A 15,709-nucleotide genomic window follows, 5' to 3' on the forward strand; every position below is an offset into this window, starting at 1 on the left:
CCTCCTTCACACGATTGTCAAGCGGGCGACAGGAATAATTGCCAACCTACCTTCCTTCTGTTATTTATAGCGGCCTGTTTTTCCCCCGCATTGGGGATTCGATAGTGCGTGTGTATGTAGGAGAAGCAACATGCAAGAAGGGCAAAACCGTAAAACCTCGTCCTTGAGCATTCTCGCCATCGCTGGGGTGGAGCCGTACCAAGAGAAGCCGGGCGAAGAGTACATGAACGACGCCCAGTTGTCGCATTTCAAGCGCATTCTTGAAGCGTGGCGCAACCAGCTCAGGGACGAAGTGGACCGTACTGTATCGCATATGCAAGAAGAGGCAGCCAACTTCCCTGATCCGGCCGACCGTGCTACCCAGGAAGAAGAGTTCAGCCTTGAACTGCGTAACCGTGACCGTGAACGCAAACTGATCAAAAAGATCGAGAAAACGCTGAAGAAAGTGGAAGACGATGATTTCGGCTACTGCGAATCTTGTGGCGTGGAGATCGGCATTCGTCGCCTCGAAGCGCGTCCGACCGCCGATCTGTGCATCGATTGCAAGACGCTGGCTGAGATCCGCGAAAAGCAGATGGCCGGCTAATACCGCTACTCTAAATGATTGGAGCTGCATCAAGGCGGCAAGAATGCGCATCCCGATGAGCTTACTCAAGTAAGTGATTCGGGTAAGCAGGCGCAGCTAACACAGATGCAGTTTCAAGCATAACGAGTATGTTACCGCTGCGGCGTGCGCACCTGCGTGCGCCGCACAGAGAAAAGGGAACCTCTCCCCTCTGATATGCAAGAAAGTCATTATGTGGGGCGCTTTGCCCCATCGCCTTCCGGGGATCTGCATTTCGGTTCGCTGATTGCCGCTCTGGGAAGCTACCTTCAGGCTCGCGCCCAACGCGGGCAGTGGCTGGTTCGCATCGAAGATATCGACCCGCCGCGCGAAGTCCCCGGCGCCGCCGCTCGCATCCTGTCCGCGCTGGAACATTATGGTCTCCACTGGGACGGCCAGGTCATCTATCAATCCCAACGTCACGACGCCTATCGCGCCGCGCTGGATCTGTTGCAGCGCCAGGGGCTCAGCTATTACTGCACCTGCACCCGCAGCCGCATCCAGCACATCGGCGGATTGTACGACGGCCACTGCCGCGATTTGCAGCTCGGCCCGCAGGGCGCCGCCATCCGCTTGCGCCAGACCGCGCCCGTCTACAGGTTCCACGATCGCCTGCAGGGTGAATTGCACGCCGATCCGGCGCTGGCGGGGGAAGACTTTATCATTCGCCGCCGCGACGGGCTGTTCGCCTACAACCTGGCGGTGGTGATCGACGACCATTTTCAGGGCGTGACCGAGATTGTGCGCGGCGCCGACCTGATCGAACCGACGGTGCGCCAAATTGCCCTCTACCGCCAGCTGCAGGCGCCGGTGCCTACCTATGCGCATCTGCCGCTGGCGCTGGGCGCCAACGGCATTAAGCTGTCGAAGCAAAACCATGCGCCGGCGTTGCCCGCAGGCGATCCGCGCCCGGTGCTGATCGCCGCGCTGAAATTTCTGCGCCAACCGCTGCCGGAAAGCTGGCAAGATCTTGACCTGCCATTATTATTGAGCTGGGCGGTCGCACATTGGCGGTTGGAAAACGTGCCGCGTCAGGAGGCTATCCCTCTGGATGAAAACACGCCGGCATTCTCAAAGGAGCCATGGTGAGCTATGATTAGCCGCTATTTTTTGTTAGCTCCATTTTTATCAGTCACTATCGAGGTGTACCATTTTTACCCGAGTAGCCAACTTCTGTCGTAAGGTACTGACCCGCGATGACAAGCTGCCCCGCGACGACGCGGCGGCCGGCGATAAAAACGTAGTCCGCGAAGAGCGTGCCGCGGCGCCAAGCCGCCCTGCGCCGCAGCAGCGCGCCGCCGATAACGGCAGCAACGCCCCTGCCCGCCGCTCAACGCCGCGCAAGCGTCCGCCTTTTCCTCTCGCCGAGAGCAACGACTCGATGACCGTGATCCCGCGCGAACAGCACTCGATTTCCCGCAAAGACATCAGCGAAAATGCGCTGAAAGTGCTTTACCGCCTGAACAAGTCCGGCTACGAGGCCTATCTGGTCGGCGGCGGCGTGCGCGATCTGTTGCTCGGCAAAAAGCCGAAAGACTTCGACATCACCACCAACGCCACGCCGGAGCAAGTGCGCAAGCTGTTCCGCAACTGCCGCCTGGTCGGCCGCCGCTTCCGCTTGGCGCACGTGATGTTTGGGCCGGAGATCATCGAAGTGGCCACTTTCCGCGGCCACCACGAACAGAATCAGGAGTCCGACAAGAACTCGTCCCAGCAGGCGCAAAACGGCATGCTGCTGCGCGACAACATCTTCGGCTCGATCGAGGAAGACGCCCAGCGCCGTGATTTCACCATCAACAGCCTGTACTACGGCGTGGCGGATTTCACCCTGCGCGATTACGTCGGCGGGCTGAACGATCTGAAGCAAGGCGTGATCCGCCTGATCGGCGATCCGGAGACCCGCTACCGCGAAGATCCGGTGCGCATGCTGCGCGCGGTGCGCTTCGCCGCCAAGCTGGATATGCGCATCAGTGAAGAGACCGCCGAGCCGATCCCGCGCCTGGCCTCGCTACTGCACGAGATCCCGCCGGCGCGCCTGTTCGAAGAATCCCTCAAGCTGCTGCAGGCGGGTTACGGTTTCCAGACCTACCTGAAGCTGTGCGAATACCAGCTGTTCCAACCGCTGTTCCCGCTGATCGCCCGTAACTTCACGCCGAACCACGATACGCCGATGGAGCGCATTCTGGCGCAGGTGCTGAAGAACACCGATCACCGCCTGCAGAACGACATGCGCGTCAACCCGGCCTTCCTGTTTGCCGCCATGCTGTGGTACCCGCTGCTGGAGCACGCGCAGAAGCTGGCGCAGGAAAGCGGCCTGGCGTACTACGACGCCTTCGCGCTGGCGATGAACGATGTGCTCGACGAGCAGTGCCGCTCGCTGGCCATCCCAAAACGCATCACCACGCTGGTGCGCGATATCTGGCAGTTGCAGCTGCGCCTGTCCCGCCGCCAGGGCAAACGCGCACACAAGCTGATGGAGCACCCGAAATTCCGCGCCGCTTATGATCTGCTGGCGCTGCGTGCGGAAGTGGAAGACAATCAGGAAATGCTGCGTCTGGCCGAGTGGTGGGGCGAGTTCCAGGACGCCACGCCGGCGCGGCAGAAAGCCATGCTGAGCACCCTGGGGGACGATCCGGCGCCGCGCCGCGCGCGTCAACGCCGCCCCCGCCGCCGGGCACCGCGTAAAGAAGGGGCATAATGATCCGCGTTTATATCGCGCTGGGCAGTAACCTGGCGCAGCCGCTGCAACAGGTTAAAGCCGCGCTGGAGGCGCTGGAGCATCTCCCGCGCACCCGGCTGGTCACCTGTTCTTCGTTTTACCGCACCAAGCCGCTGGGGCCGCAAAACCAGCCGGACTTCCTCAACGCGGTGGTGGCGCTGGATACCCTGCTGCCACCCGAACAGCTGCTCGACCATACCCAGGCGATAGAACGCAATCAGGGGCGCGTGCGCAAGGATGAACGCTGGGGGCCGCGCACGCTCGATCTGGACATCATGCTGTACGGCGACAAGGTGATCCATACCGAGCGCCTGACGGTGCCGCATTACGGCCTGAAAGAGCGCGAATTCATGCTCTACCCGCTGGCGGAAATCGCCCCCGACCTGATTTTCCCCGATGGCGAGCCGCTCGCCAGCTGCCTCAAGCGCGTGCCGGAAAACGGCATGGCGCTGTGGCATCAACCACAGCCCAAGTCCTGACCCGCCTACAGCGCCAGCCGCGCAACGAACCCGCCCGCCGGGCGATTGGCGAAGCCGATCTGTAAACCATGCAAGCCAGCGATACGCTGCACGATAGAGAGCCCCAGCCCGCTGCCGGTTTGCTCCTGCCCCGGCGGGCGATAGAAACGTTCTCCGAGCCGCGCCAGATGCTCCGTGGTGACCCCCGGACCGTCGTCCTCCACCGTCAGCGAGCGTTCGCTCAGCGTCACGGTGACGGCGCCGCCCTGCGGGGTGTAGCGCACCGCATTATCCAGCAGATTGCGCAATAGCAGCGACAGCAGCAAGGTTTCCCCCTGACGCGGCGGCGGCGTTCCCCGATGTTCATAGCGTAGCGTCACGCCCGCCGCATGGGCCTGCCGATCCTGCTCCGCCAGGGTCATCGTCACCAGATCGTTCCAGTCGATCGGCGCCAGTTCGGCCAGATCCGACAGCGAATCCAGCCGCGACAGCGTCAGCAGCTGATCCACCAGCCGGGTGGCGCGATCGATGCCGAGCGTCAGGTTGTCCAGCGCGTGCTCGCGCATCGGCGCATCGTCCCCCGCCAACTGCACCACTTCGGTCTGCACCCGCAGCGCCGCCAGCGGGCTGCGCAACTCGTGCGCGGCATCGGAGGTGAAACGCCGCTCCCGCACCAGCAGAGCGTTGATGCGGGCGAACAGCGCATTGAGTGCATCCACCAGCGGGCGCACCTCGGTCGGCACCTGGTGCGCGTCCAGCGGCGTCGCGTCATCGGGTGCGCGCCGGCGCAAACTGGCCGCCACCGCGCGCAGCGGCCTCAGCTCGCGCCCGACCATCAGCGCGATCAGTAACATCAGCACCGGCAGCGTCGCCAGCCAGGGCACCAGTTGGCCGGTCACCATGCCCAGCGCCATATCGCGCCGGTAATCCCACTCCTGGCCAACCACGATGCGGTAGCGCCCGTCCGGGCTGGTCAACCATACCAGGCGCCAGCTGTCGTCATCGCCTTTGCGCTCGCCGTCGGTAAAACCTTCACGCTCCCCGTCGAACAGGAAGTCGGCACCGTTCTCGCCGTCGTTGAGCAGCATCTTGCCTTGGCGATCGAAGATAGCGAACGCCAGCGCGTCGTCGTCCTGCTCGCCGCGCTTGCCGTGATGCACCAGCTTCTTGGTTTTCGGCAGGCTGCGCGCGCTTTCATCGGCCAGCAGATCACCGAGGTTGGCGGTCGCCAGCCGTTTGGCGAACAGCATCTGTTGGGTGTCGAACACTTCGTTGATGGTGTTGCGCGACATCACCCAGGCCACCACGCTGGCGGTGCTCCAGGTCAGCAGCGCCAACAGGCTGAAGATCAGGATCAGGCGCAGTCGCAGGCTGAGACGCTTCACGGCGCATCCCCCAGCGTGTAACCCACGCCGTGGATGGTGCGGATGAAGCCGTTACCCAGCTTGCGCCGCAGGTGGTGAATATGCACCTCCACCGCGTTGCTGCTCACTTCGTCGTCCCAGTTGTACAGCTTCTCCTGAATCAACGGCCGCGCCAGCACTCGCCCCTTGTTGTGCAGAAACAGCTCCAGCACCGCCAATTCACGCGGCGTCAGCGTCACCGGCTCGCCGTTGCAGCTCACGCTGCGGGTGGCACTGTCGAACACCACGTTGCCGTGCGTCAGCTGCGGCATCAGTTGACCGTGGCGACGGCGGATCAGCGCCTGCAGGCGCGCCGCCACTTCGGCCAGCGCGAACGGCTTGCACAGATAATCGTCGGCGCCGCTTTGCAGCCCGCTGACCCGCTGCTCCAGCGCATCGCGGGCGGTGAGGATCAAGACCGGCACGTCCTGCCCGGCCTGGCGCCACTGGCGCAGCAGATCCAGGCCATCGAGGCCCGGCAGGCTGAGATCGAGGATCACCGCGTCGTACGGCGCGCTGTCCAGCGCATTTTTGCCGACGACACCGTCGGTGAACCAGTCCAGATTGAAGCCGAGTTTGGTCAGCCCGGCCTTGATGCCGTCCCCGATCAGTTTGTCATCTTCGATCAGCAAAATTCGCATGAGTATCCCTTTTGAGTCTTGGCGCCATTGCACCACAAGGTTCTTAAGAACCGCTTAAGCATGGCGATCCGCGCTACCCACCCCGATCGGGTTACAGTAGAATGACTGCACTTTTTTGCAGCCTGGGCCTGCGTACGCCGCACGGCCCGTTTCAGGAGACGTTGTGATGAAACCCACCACCGTGACCCACTTGCGCCAGTGGAAACAGGAGCAGCGCAAGTTTGCTACCCTTACCGCCTACGATGCCAGCTTTGCCAAACTGTTTGAAGAGCAAGGCATCAAAGTCCTGTTGGTGGGCGATTCGCTGGGCATGACGCTGCAGGGCCACGACTCCACGCTGCCGGTCACCGTCGCCGACGTGGCCTACCACACTCGCGCCGTGCGCCGCGGCGCGCCGGCCTGCCTGCTGCTGGCCGATCTGCCGTTCATGAGTTACGCCACCCCGGAACAGACCTTCGCCAACGCCGCCGAGCTGATGCGTGCCGGCGCCAACATGGTGAAACTGGAAGGCGGCAGCTGGCTGTGCGACACGGTGAAAATGCTCGCCGAGCGCGCGGTGCCGGTGTGCGGCCACCTGGGCCTGACGCCGCAGTCGGTCAACGTGTTCGGCGGCTATAAGGTGCAAGGGCGCGACGAACTGGCCGCCAAACAGCTGCTGCAGGACGCGCAGAATCTGGAACTGGCCGGCATTCAGCTGCTGGTGCTGGAATGCGTGCCGACCGAACTGGCGCGCCAGATCACCGAAGCGCTGTCCATTCCGGTCATCGGCATCGGCGCCGGCAATGGCACCGACGGCCAGATCCTGGTGATGCACGACGCCTTCGGCATCACCGGCGGCCACACGCCGAAGTTCGCCAAGAACTTCCTGGCGCAGAGCGGCGATATCCGCACGGCGGTGCAGCACTACATTCAGGAAGTGGAGCAAGGCCTCTACCCGGCGGCTGAACACTCTTTTAACTAAGCGATGGTTCCAGGAGTCACCCAATGATTATTATCGAAACTCTGCCGATGCTGCGCCAGCAGATCCGCCGCTGGCGCCAGGAAGGCAAACGCATCGCGCTGGTGCCGACCATGGGCAATCTGCACGACGGCCATATGACGCTGGTCGATGAAGCACGTGCCCGCGCCGACGTGGTGGTGGTGAGCATCTTCGTCAACCCGATGCAGTTCGATCGGCCGGACGATCTGGCGCGCTACCCGCGCACGCTGCAGGAAGACAGCGAGAAGCTGACCCGCCGCGGCGTCGATCTGGTGTTCGCGCCGGCCCCGGCCGCGGTTTATCCGCAGGGGCTGGAGCAGCAGACCTACGTCGACGTGCCGGGCATCTCCAGCATCCTGGAAGGCGCAAGCCGGCCGGGCCACTTCCGCGGCGTTTCCACCATCGTCAGCAAGCTGTTCAACCTGGTGCAGCCTGATTTAGCCTGTTTCGGCGAGAAGGATTACCAACAGCTGGCGCTGATCCGCAAAATGGTGGCGGACATGGGTTACGACATCGACATCGTCGGCGTGCCGACCGTGCGCGCCAAAGACGGCCTGGCCCTCAGCTCGCGCAACGGTTACCTGACCGCCGAAGAGCGCAAGGTAGCGCCTCAGCTGAGCAAAATCATGAACACGCTGGCGCAGCAGTTGGCCAATGGCGAACGCCAGGTCGAAGCGCTGCTGGAGCAGACCGCCGAGCAGCTGCGCGCCGCCGGCTTTACGCCGGATGAACTGTTTATTCGCGACGCCGACAGCCTGCAGCCGCTGACGGTGGACAGCCAGCGGGCGGTGGTACTGATGGCCGCCTGGCTGGGCAAGGCGCGTCTTATCGACAACCAACAGGTCGACCTGACGCTCTAAGCCGTTTTTTATACTGTCGTCACCCTGAAGCCCTGACCATTGGTAGACAATAGTGGAGCAATCGGTGACGATAGAAATTGCAGGGATGCAGGAGAGATGTTCAACCCCAGCGCCTGTGAAGGCCGATATTCAGTTAGGTAAAGCTATGATACGTACTATGCTGCAAGGCAAGCTGCATCGCGTCAAAGTCACTCAGGCTGACTTGCACTATGAAGGCTCCTGCGCCATCGACCAGGATTTCCTGGAGGCCGCCGGCATTCTGGAATATGAAGCGATCGATATTTACAACGTGGATAACGGCCAGCGCTTCTCCACCTACGCCATCGCCGCCGAGCGCGGTTCGCGCATCATTTCGGTCAACGGCGCCGCCGCGCGCTGCGCCTGCGTGGGCGACAAACTGATCATCTGCTCCTATGTGCAAATGACCGACGCCGACGCCCGCCAACACCACCCGAAAGTCGCCTATTTCGAAGGTGACAACAACCTGCAACGCAAGGCGAAAGCCGTGCCGGTTCAGGTCGCCTGACAATAAAACGGGCGCCTTGCGCGCCCGTTCTTCCTTACTGTACCACCACCGTGCCCGGCTTGTTGGCTATCCGATCCGCCATGGTCTGAATCGAGTCGGTACGCAGAATATATAGCCGCTTCAGCGTATAGGGGTTATCCCCCGGTTTCACCTTGCCCTGCACCGTGGTCACCGCCAGATGGAAACCAGCGTCCTGCGCCGCCTGGATCGCCCGCTGGTTATAGCCGCCGAACGGGTAGGACACATACAGCACGTGCGGGTTGAACTGCGACAGCGCACGACGCGAGCGCTCAAAATCGAACTCGATATTGTGCAACGAACGGCTCAGCAAAATCGGCTGGCGGTTGCCGTCGGTGCGATGCAGGAAGTGGGTATGCGACTGCACGTCGAACACGTCCTGAATCTGCTTCAGCTCCGAGACGCTCATAAACTGCAGCGAGTCCGGGTTCCATTTCTGCGGGTGGCGTTTGATGCGCGAAGAGATGATGAACGCCGTGGCGCGGAAACCGTAATCCTTCAGCACCGGGTAAGCGTAGCGATAAACCGATTTCAGCCCGTCGTCGAAGGTCAAGACAATCGCCTTGCCCGGCAAATTGATCTGGTTCTTCAGATAGGCTTCCAGCTGATACAGCGAAATGGTGTCGTAGCCCGCCTGCTTCAGATAGGTCATCTGGTTGCTGAACGCCACGTCTGAAGTGGTGGTCGAGGTGTGGCGGAAACGCTTGTTCTCTTCGTTTTTCAGCAGGTGATGGTAAGTCAGCACCGGTATGCCGTTATCCATCTCGCAGTCCAGCTCATTGATGAACCCCAGCCGCTCGCCGATGTTGACCTCGTACCAGGTGTTGTTCAGGCGATCCTTCAGCTTGCCGATGATCGGATAACGCAGGTTGCCTTCCAGCGTGCCCAAGACGTCACTGTCCTTGTCCGCCGCGGTATAAACGTCGATCGTTTTTTGAGTGATCAGATTCTGGTTGGTCAGCGGTTTGTTCAGCTCGCCCAGATCGTCTTGCACCTTGCGCGACTTCTTCAGCTCACGCACGTCGTCTTTATCGATAAAACCGGTGCCGTGACCGAATTTGAATTCGTAGTATTCCGCATCGGCCGGGAACACCTGGATCAGCTGCCCGCGCTTCACTTCCCCTACCGGGATCACGTGTTCGCCCACCAACGCATAGACTTCGCTATCGCGCTGCGCTTCCATGTATTCAGATTTAACCGCGCCGTCTTCCGACAGCAGATTAGCCAGGCTCACAGGGGAAACCAACGACATCAGAATGCCGAGCAACCCAGCCGTTAACGTGTATTGAGACCGCATGATGATGTTCTGCTTACGAGTGCGTAATGACAAAAGTGAAGGAAATGTGGAGCGCCAGCATAGCACGATTTGAACAACGGGGAACTAGCGGTTATCTGAGCAATTCTATTGATTTACGCGCCGCCTGCGCCAAATCAAGGAAAGCGCCCCCGCCGGGAAAACGGGGGGGCGATACGATCAGCTGCGCAGGCCGCGGCCGCGCTCGATCAGGTACCAGGACAGCAGGTAAAACACCGCGATAAACGCCACCAGTACCGCCATGGTGAATGCCAGCGGCACGTCGTTGATGCCGAGAAAACCGTAGCGGAAGCCGCTGATCATATAGACGATCGGATTCAGCTTGGACACCGCCTGCCAGAATGGCGGCAGCAGCGACAGCGAGTAGAACACCCCGCCCAGATAGGTCAGCGGCGTCAGCACGAAGGTCGGGATCAGGCTGATGTCGTCGAAGGTGGTGGCGAACACCGCATTGATCAGCCCTGCCAGCGAGAACAGGATCGCCGTCAGCAGCAGCGTCAGCGCAATCACCCACCAGGCGTGCACCTGCAGCGGCACGAAGAACAGTGAGATGATGGTCACCAGCACGCCGACGCAGATGCCGCGCGCCACGCCGCCGCCGACATAGCCGGCGATCACCACGTGGGTCGGCACCGGCGCCACCAGCAGTTCCTCAATGTTGCGCTGAAACTTGGCGCTGAAGAACGACGAGGCGACGTTGGCGTAAGAGTTGGTGATGACCGACATCATGATAAGGCCGGGCACGATGAACTGCATGTAGCTGAAGCCGTGCATATCGCCAATGCGCGAGCCGATCAGGTTGCCGAAGATGATGAAGTACAGCGTCATGGTGATCACCGGCGGCACCAGGGTCTGGATCCAGATGCGCGCGAACCGGTTCACCTCTTTGGCCCAGATGCTCTGTAAGGCCACCCAATACAAACGCGTCATGCTTTCTCTCCATTGCCGTTAACCAGGGTGACAAACAGCTCTTCCAGGCGGTTCGCCTTATTGCGCATGCTCAGCACCTGCACCCCTTGCGCGCTCAGCTGGGCGAACAGACCGTTCAGCCCTTGCTCGCGCATCACCTCCACTTCCAGCGTCGAGGTATCCGTCAGGCGGCTGTGGTAACCGTCCAGCTTCGGCAGCGGGCTCTTCGCCGCCAGATCGAGGATAAAGGTTTCCGACTTCAGCTTGGCCAGCAGCCCCTTCATCGAGGTGTTTTCCACCAGTTCCCCGTTCTGGATAATGCCGATGTTGCGGCACAGCATCTCCGCCTCTTCCAGATAGTGGGTGGTGAGGATAATGGTGGTGCCCTGGGCATTCAGCTCTTTCAGGAAGCCCCACATCGAGCGACGCAGCTCGATATCCACCCCGGCGGTCGGCTCATCGAGGATCAGCAGCTTCGGCTGATGCATCAACGCGCGGGCGATCATCAGGCGGCGCTTCATGCCGCCGGACAGCATGCGGGCGCGCTCGTTACGTTTGCCCCACAGATCCAGCTGATTGAGGTATTTTTCGGCGCGCGCCATCGCTTCACGCCGTGTGACGCCGTAGTAACCCGCCTGGTTCACCACGATCTGCAACACGGTCTCAAACGGGTTGAAGTTGAACTCTTGCGGCACCAGGCCGAGCTGGCGCTTGGCGTTGACGATGTCTTTATCGATGTCGTAACCGAACACCCGCACGCTGCCGGCCGTTTTGTTCACCAGCGAGCTGATGATGCCGATGGTGGTGGATTTTCCGGCGCCGTTTGGCCCCAGCAGGGCATAAAAATCCCCCGCTTCGACGCTCAGGTCGATGCCGCGCAGCGCCTTGACGCCACCGGCGTAAGTCTTGGTCAGCTGCGCTAATTCCAGTGCATAATTCATATGTAAAATAGTACCTTATGACGATGAGTATGCCGCCACGCCCCTGTTTGCGAGGCTTGAAACACTAACGATAATCCTAGCATCGGCGACGTTTTCACTGAGTCGAATCCGTGCGGAAAATGAGGCTGCACCACTGTTCCGATTTCCAAATTGTGACGCTTACCCTATATTACCCCATCGCAATCTGTTCGTTACGGGTCAATCATCTCCATGAAAGAAATCGAAGCGCTTATCGCCAACAACCAGGCCTGGTCGGCCAATATCAGTCAGGAAGACCCGGAATTTTTTGAACGTTTAGCCCAGGCGCAAAAGCCCCGCTTCTTATGGATTGGTTGCTCTGACAGCCGCGTTCCCGCAGAACGCCTGACTGGCCTCGAGCCGGGTGAACTGTTCGTCCATCGCAACGTGGCAAACCTCGTTATCCATACCGATCTTAACTGCCTGTCGGTGGTGCAGTATGCGGTAGATGTGCTGGAAGTCGAACACATCATCATTTGCGGCCACCTGGGCTGCGGCGGCGTGCAGGCGGCGGTGGAAAACCCGGAGCTGGGGTTGATCGACAACTGGCTGCTGCACATTCGCGATCTGTGGTACAAGCACAGCTCGCTGCTGGGCGAGCTGCCGCCGGAACAGCGTTTCGACATGCTGTGCGAGATCAACGTCATTGAGCAGGTGTACAACCTGGGCCACTCCACCATCATGCAGTCCGCCTGGAAGCGCGGCCAGAAGGTGATGATCCACGGTTGGGTGTACGGCATTCAGGACGGCCGCCTGCGCGATATGGAAGTGCTGGCGACCAGCCGCGAGAGCCTGGAGATGGGCTACCGCAAAGCGATAGCCAAACTGAAGCAGGATAAAGGCGTATAACCCCGCCGCAGGCGCGGCTGGCCGCGCCTCACATCGATTACTCGTCCAGCAGCACCACTTTGCCGACGTACGGCAGGTGACGATAGCGCTGAGCGTAGTCGATGCCATACCCCACCACGAACTCATCCGGGATCGAGAAGCCGACATATTCGACCGGCACCTGCACTTCACGGCGCTCAGGCTTGTCCAGCAAGGTGCAAATCGCCAGCGACTTCGGCCCGCGCAGCGCCAAAATCTCGCGCACTTTGTTCAGCGTGTTGCCGGAATCGATGATGTCTTCCACGATCAGCACGTCTTTGCCGCGAATGTCTTCGTCCAGATCCTTGAGGATCTTCACGTCGCGGGTGGTGGACATGCCGCTGCCGTAGCTGGAGGCGGTCATAAAATCGACTTCGTGCGGCACGTCGATCGCGCGGCAGAGATCGGCCATGAACATGAAGGAGCCGCGCAGCAGCCCGACCAGCACCATGTCGCTACCGCTGTCGCGGTAATGTTCGGTGATCTGGCGGCCAAGTTCGGCGATACGGGTCTTAACTTCCTGCTCGGAAATCATTACGTCTACAGTGTGTTTCATAGTATTCAGGTCAGTTGCCGGAAGAAAGGCGCAGAGTTTAGCATAGGCCGTTACGACTTGCCTCTCTCCCGGACAGGGGAGTTTTCTTTATTAAGGGTATTCCTGACGAGCGTGCAGGACACTCACTATTTCAATATGTGCAGCCAGCACGCGGTAAACCACAATGTAATTAGGATGAACAACCATTTCACGAGTCCCGTTCACCCTGCCTGGCCTGAATAGATAAGGATGTTCCGCTAACGGGATAACCGACTATTCAATGCGTTGCAACAAAGCCTTAGCGGCAACTGGATTTCGCTCAGCGATAAAAGCCAGCAGCGTATATAAACCCGTTTTTGCTTCGTCAGTCCATTTGACGGTTAACATAAGGGTCAGGCCGATTTTCTTTTGGCTTTCGCCTGCTCGATAATGTGACGAGCGCCGGCCATGACTTCGTCATGGGGAATACGGGGGGAGTCGCTATTGATGGAAGATTCCACGGTGCTTCTGAACCAACGATCGTAGCTATCAGCCTGCTCTTGAGTCTCAAACTCAGAAACGATGGGATCCAATTTTGTCGGCATGACGCACTCCTCAACAGCTGATATTTTAATCAGTATAACGGCTTCTTTCATTGAACCAAGCGGTGGCGACGCGAGCGCGCCACCGCCTGAGCACCGGGCCGCGATCAATCGGCGACGGTGAAGCCCATCATCATGCCGGTATCTTCATGTTCCAACAGGTGGCAGTGGGCCATGTACGCATGTTCGCTGCTGGCCGGATGGTCAAAGCGCACCAGCACTTCGCTGCGCCACCCTTCGACGCGCACCGTGTCCTTCCAGCCGCTGCGATGCGCCGCCGGCGGTTTGCCGTTTTCCGACAAGATGCGGAACTGGGTGCCGTGAATGTGGAACGGGTGCAACATCATGTCGCCCTCGCCGGAAATGGTCCACTTTTCATACTGGCCCCGTTTGGCGGCGAACATCGGCTTGGTCATATCGAAGGCCTTGCCGTTGATCATGTTGCCGTGGCTGAAATCGAACGGTTTGGCTTTGCCCTGCGCGTTACCGTGATCCATCCCGGCCATATTGCCATGTTCCATGCTCTGCATGTTGCCATGGTCCATGCTCTGCATGTCGCCCTTCTCCATGCCTTTCATATCTGCGCCCCCCGTCGCGCCATGATTCATGCTCATGCCGGCCATCGCCTGGTGACCATAACGATCCATCAGCGCCTGCATACCGAGCATATCCAGCTGCGGATCCATCATCAGCTGCAGCCAACGCTCCTGGATGCCGGTGGTGGCAGGCAACGTCGGCAGCTTCACCAGGCTGTCCGGCATGGTTTTGATGCCCTGCGCCAGCGACGGCTGAATGCGCAACACCGGCAGCGCTTGATCGAACGGCACCAGCGTCATGCCCATCTGCTTCACCGGCAGCGTCACGATATCGAACGCTTTCCCGTCGGAGGCATCGACCAGCACTTCAAAGCGTTCGCCCATCAGCATCGGCAGCTCGGTCAGTTTCACTGGCTCCGCCAGAAAACCGCCGTCGCTGGCGATGACATACAGCGGGCGGTTGTCACTGGCCGCCAGATTCAGCGAGCGGGCGTTGCAGCCGTTGAGGATACGCAGACGCAACCAACCGCGCGGCGCCAGATGTTGCGGATACTGCGCGCCGTTGGTGAACATGCGATCGCCAAACCAGCCCACCGCCGCACTCATCACGTCCAGGCGGTATTCGATCTGCGCGTCTTTGCCCAGCCGCTTATCCTGCAGGATCACCGGAATATCATCCTGCCCCCAGGTTTTCGGCAGCGGCAGTTTGGCACTCTCTTCGTCTTCCAGCAGTACCAGCCCCGCCAGCCCCATCATCACCTGGCTGCCGGTTTTACCGTGGGTATGCGGGTGGAACCAGCAGGTGGCCGCCGGTTGATCGACGGTAAAATTCACCGTGCGCGTCGCGCCGGGGTGAATCAGCGCCTGCGGGCCGCCATCGACGTCGCCGGGGATTTCCAGGCCGTGCCAGTGGACGGTGCTGGCCTCAGCCAGGCTGTTTTTGATATCGACCGTCACCGGCCGGCCGCGCTGCAGCTTCACCGCCGGCCCGAGCAGCGCGCCGTTAAATCCCCAGGTTTTGGTGGCCGCGCCGGGCAACCAGCGGGTTTCCCCCGCCTGCAGCGCCAGCGCAATCTTTCCCTGCGCGTCCGGCGTCAACAGCGGCGGTACCGGCAGTGCCGGCCGATCGGCCGCCCAGGCGGCCCGGCTCCATAATGGCAATGCGCTCGCGGCACCCAGCGCAGCGGTTAATTTAATAAAATCACGGCGTAACATCGCTGACTCCCTTTTCTCAGTGATATAACTCAATGCCGCCAGCCTAAACCTTCCCCCTGGCGGAAGGTCAAGCCTTTCCTGGCGGTATTTTAAGCTATGCCTCACAATCAAGAGAGCGCCATTGACGAACGCGAGGCCGCGCCCAGCGGCAATAAAATTTGGTGCCTTTACAGGCAAGTGTGGTAACGTCAGCAGACGACAAACAGGCCTATTTCATGATGAAAAAAACAACGTTATCGATGCTGTTGCTGGCGACGCTGGGCTTCTCCAACGCCAGTCTGGCGCTGAATGAATCCGAGGCGGAAGATCTGGCCGACCTGACGGCGGTATTTATTTATTTGAAAAATGATTGCGGCTACAACGATTTGCCAAATGCGCAAATCAAACGCGCCATCGTCTATTTCGCGCAACAAAACCGCTGGGATTTGAGCAACTACAACAGCTTTAACATGAAGGCGCTGGGCGAAGACAGCTATCGCGATCTCAGCGGTATCGCCATTCCAACGCCTAAGAAGTGCAAATCGCTGGCGCGCGACTCTTTGAGCCTGCTGGCCTACGCCAACTAATTCCGCCCCTCTCCCCCA

18 protein-coding genes are annotated in these 15,709 nt (G+C 60.3%); 9 read left to right on the top strand and 9 right to left on the bottom strand.

The genetic code is table 11. From position 1 onward, the window contains the following. Nucleotides 1-130 precede the first annotated feature (130 nt). The 4 genes from dksA to folK all read left to right on the top strand — a co-directional run bounded on the left by dksA (nt 131) and on the right by folK (nt 3,802). Complete coding sequence (dksA, locus tag C9411_RS10440) at nt 131-586, top strand: RNA polymerase-binding protein DksA (protein ID WP_004937569.1); 456 nt, start codon at nt 131-133, stop codon at nt 584-586. A gap of 195 nt (nt 587-781) precedes the next feature. Further along, nucleotides 782-1,693 (top strand): tRNA glutamyl-Q(34) synthetase GluQRS, encoded by a 912-nt coding sequence (gene gluQRS / locus C9411_RS10450; RefSeq protein WP_107227019.1) that lies wholly within the window; start codon nt 782-784, stop codon nt 1,691-1,693. Between the two features lie 61 nt (nt 1,694-1,754). Then, complete coding sequence (gene pcnB / locus C9411_RS10455; protein ID WP_107227020.1) at nt 1,755-3,302, top strand: polynucleotide adenylyltransferase PcnB; 1,548 nt, start codon at nt 1,755-1,757, stop codon at nt 3,300-3,302. Beyond that, nucleotides 3,302-3,802: a 2-amino-4-hydroxy-6-hydroxymethyldihydropteridine diphosphokinase gene (folK, locus tag C9411_RS10460; RefSeq protein WP_107227021.1), complete on the top strand. Its 501-nt coding sequence runs from the start codon at nt 3,302-3,304 to the stop codon at nt 3,800-3,802. The genes pcnB and folK overlap by 1 nt, the downstream gene beginning before the upstream one ends. A 5-nt stretch (nt 3,803-3,807) precedes the next feature. Here folK and qseC read toward each other — a convergent pair whose 3' ends face one another. Both qseC and qseB read right to left on the bottom strand, forming a co-directional pair. Next, complete coding sequence (gene qseC, locus C9411_RS10465) at nt 3,808-5,166, bottom strand: quorum sensing histidine kinase QseC (RefSeq protein ID WP_107227022.1); 1,359 nt, start codon at nt 5,164-5,166, stop codon at nt 3,808-3,810. Beyond that, on the bottom strand, nt 5,163-5,825 hold the full coding sequence (gene qseB / locus C9411_RS10470; protein WP_038872425.1) for a quorum sensing response regulator transcription factor QseB: 663 nt from the start codon (nt 5,823-5,825) through the stop codon (nt 5,163-5,165). Before qseB ends, qseC begins: the two co-directional genes overlap by 4 nt. A gap of 166 nt (nt 5,826-5,991) precedes the next feature. On the opposite strand from qseB, the gene panB reads away from it, so the two are divergent. The 3 genes from panB (at nt 5,992) to panD (ending at nt 8,190) form a co-directional block, all read left to right on the top strand. Then, the gene (panB, locus tag C9411_RS10475) at nt 5,992-6,786 is read left to right on the top strand and encodes a 3-methyl-2-oxobutanoate hydroxymethyltransferase (RefSeq protein WP_004937548.1); all 795 of its coding nucleotides are present in this window, start codon (nt 5,992-5,994) and stop codon (nt 6,784-6,786) included. A 23-nt stretch (nt 6,787-6,809) separates the two neighbouring features. Continuing rightward, nucleotides 6,810-7,664: a pantoate--beta-alanine ligase gene (gene panC, locus C9411_RS10480; RefSeq protein WP_107227023.1), complete on the top strand. Its 855-nt coding sequence runs from the start codon at nt 6,810-6,812 to the stop codon at nt 7,662-7,664. 145 nt (nt 7,665-7,809) lie between these two features. Further along, nucleotides 7,810-8,190, top strand: a complete 381-nt coding sequence (gene panD, locus C9411_RS10485; protein WP_004937544.1) for an aspartate 1-decarboxylase — start codon at nt 7,810-7,812, stop codon at nt 8,188-8,190. A 34-nt stretch (nt 8,191-8,224) separates the two neighbouring features. Here the strand turns inward: panD and C9411_RS10490 are convergent, their stop codons facing one another. The 3 genes from C9411_RS10490 to C9411_RS10500 form a co-directional block, all read right to left on the bottom strand. Further along, a complete protein-coding gene (locus C9411_RS10490; RefSeq protein WP_107227024.1) occupies nt 8,225-9,505 on the bottom strand; it encodes a polysaccharide deacetylase family protein in 1,281 nt (426 codons plus the stop codon). 177 nt (nt 9,506-9,682) lie between these two features. Beyond that, on the bottom strand, nt 9,683-10,453 hold the full coding sequence (locus tag C9411_RS10495) for an ABC transporter permease (protein WP_063988726.1): 771 nt from the start codon (nt 10,451-10,453) through the stop codon (nt 9,683-9,685). Next, entirely contained in the window at nt 10,450-11,373 is a 924-nt protein-coding gene (locus C9411_RS10500) for an ABC transporter ATP-binding protein (protein ID WP_015379030.1), read from the bottom strand. The genes C9411_RS10495 and C9411_RS10500 overlap by 4 nt, the downstream gene beginning before the upstream one ends. 210 nt (nt 11,374-11,583) lie before the next feature. On the opposite strand from C9411_RS10500, the gene can reads away from it, so the two are divergent. Further along, nucleotides 11,584-12,240 (top strand): carbonate dehydratase, encoded by a 657-nt coding sequence (gene can, locus C9411_RS10505; protein WP_063988725.1) that lies wholly within the window; start codon nt 11,584-11,586, stop codon nt 12,238-12,240. A gap of 37 nt (nt 12,241-12,277) precedes the next feature. Here can and hpt read toward each other — a convergent pair whose 3' ends face one another. The 4 genes from hpt to cueO all read right to left on the bottom strand — a co-directional run bounded on the left by hpt (nt 12,278) and on the right by cueO (nt 15,125). After that, nucleotides 12,278-12,814, bottom strand: a complete 537-nt coding sequence (gene hpt, locus C9411_RS10510) for a hypoxanthine phosphoribosyltransferase (protein ID WP_048234659.1) — start codon at nt 12,812-12,814, stop codon at nt 12,278-12,280. Between the two features lie 90 nt (nt 12,815-12,904). Next, complete coding sequence (locus C9411_RS26195; RefSeq protein ID WP_369919427.1) at nt 12,905-13,060, bottom strand: type II toxin-antitoxin system RelE/ParE family toxin; 156 nt, start codon at nt 13,058-13,060, stop codon at nt 12,905-12,907. Between the two features lie 125 nt (nt 13,061-13,185). After that, entirely contained in the window at nt 13,186-13,377 is a 192-nt protein-coding gene (locus C9411_RS10520; protein WP_049200097.1) for a hypothetical protein, read from the bottom strand. Nucleotides 13,378-13,481: 104 nt separating this feature from the next. Then, on the bottom strand, nt 13,482-15,125 hold the full coding sequence (cueO, locus tag C9411_RS10525; RefSeq protein ID WP_107227025.1) for a multicopper oxidase CueO: 1,644 nt from the start codon (nt 15,123-15,125) through the stop codon (nt 13,482-13,484). A 218-nt stretch (nt 15,126-15,343) separates the two neighbouring features. On the opposite strand from cueO, the gene C9411_RS10530 reads away from it, so the two are divergent. Next, nucleotides 15,344-15,691, top strand: coding sequence for a YacC family pilotin-like protein (locus C9411_RS10530; RefSeq protein ID WP_063988763.1), 348 nt, complete (start codon nt 15,344-15,346; stop codon nt 15,689-15,691). Nucleotides 15,692-15,709: the final 18 nt, after the last annotated feature.

This window comes from Serratia sp. Nf2, assembly GCF_003028435.1.
Taxonomy (GTDB): Bacteria; Pseudomonadota; Gammaproteobacteria; order Enterobacterales; family Enterobacteriaceae; genus Serratia; species Serratia marcescens_L.

Excerpts from the sequence above, each read along its gene's own strand:
- cueO (WP_107227025.1), bottom strand. The coding sequence starts at position 15,125 with ATGTTACGCCGTGATTTTATTAAATTAACCGCTGCGCTGGGTGCCGCG.
- C9411_RS10500 (WP_015379030.1), bottom strand. The coding sequence starts at position 11,373 with ATGAATTATGCACTGGAATTAGCGCAGCTGACCAAGACTTACGCCGGT.
- C9411_RS10520 (WP_049200097.1), bottom strand. The coding sequence starts at position 13,377 with ATGCCGACAAAATTGGATCCCATCGTTTCTGAGTTTGAGACTCAAGAG.
- panD (WP_004937544.1), top strand. The coding sequence starts at position 7,810 with ATGATACGTACTATGCTGCAAGGCAAGCTGCATCGCGTCAAAGTCACT.
- folK (WP_107227021.1), top strand. The coding sequence starts at position 3,302 with ATGATCCGCGTTTATATCGCGCTGGGCAGTAACCTGGCGCAGCCGCTG.
- panB (WP_004937548.1), top strand. The coding sequence starts at position 5,992 with ATGAAACCCACCACCGTGACCCACTTGCGCCAGTGGAAACAGGAGCAG.
- dksA (WP_004937569.1), top strand. The coding sequence starts at position 131 with ATGCAAGAAGGGCAAAACCGTAAAACCTCGTCCTTGAGCATTCTCGCC.
- gluQRS (WP_107227019.1), top strand. The coding sequence starts at position 782 with ATGCAAGAAAGTCATTATGTGGGGCGCTTTGCCCCATCGCCTTCCGGG.
- can (WP_063988725.1), top strand. The coding sequence starts at position 11,584 with ATGAAAGAAATCGAAGCGCTTATCGCCAACAACCAGGCCTGGTCGGCC.
- C9411_RS10490 (WP_107227024.1), bottom strand. The coding sequence starts at position 9,505 with ATGCGGTCTCAATACACGTTAACGGCTGGGTTGCTCGGCATTCTGATG.
- C9411_RS10530 (WP_063988763.1), top strand. The coding sequence starts at position 15,344 with ATGAAAAAAACAACGTTATCGATGCTGTTGCTGGCGACGCTGGGCTTC.
- C9411_RS10495 (WP_063988726.1), bottom strand. The coding sequence starts at position 10,453 with ATGACGCGTTTGTATTGGGTGGCCTTACAGAGCATCTGGGCCAAAGAG.
- qseB (WP_038872425.1), bottom strand. The coding sequence starts at position 5,825 with ATGCGAATTTTGCTGATCGAAGATGACAAACTGATCGGGGACGGCATC.
- panC (WP_107227023.1), top strand. The coding sequence starts at position 6,810 with ATGATTATTATCGAAACTCTGCCGATGCTGCGCCAGCAGATCCGCCGC.
- hpt (WP_048234659.1), bottom strand. The coding sequence starts at position 12,814 with ATGAAACACACTGTAGACGTAATGATTTCCGAGCAGGAAGTTAAGACC.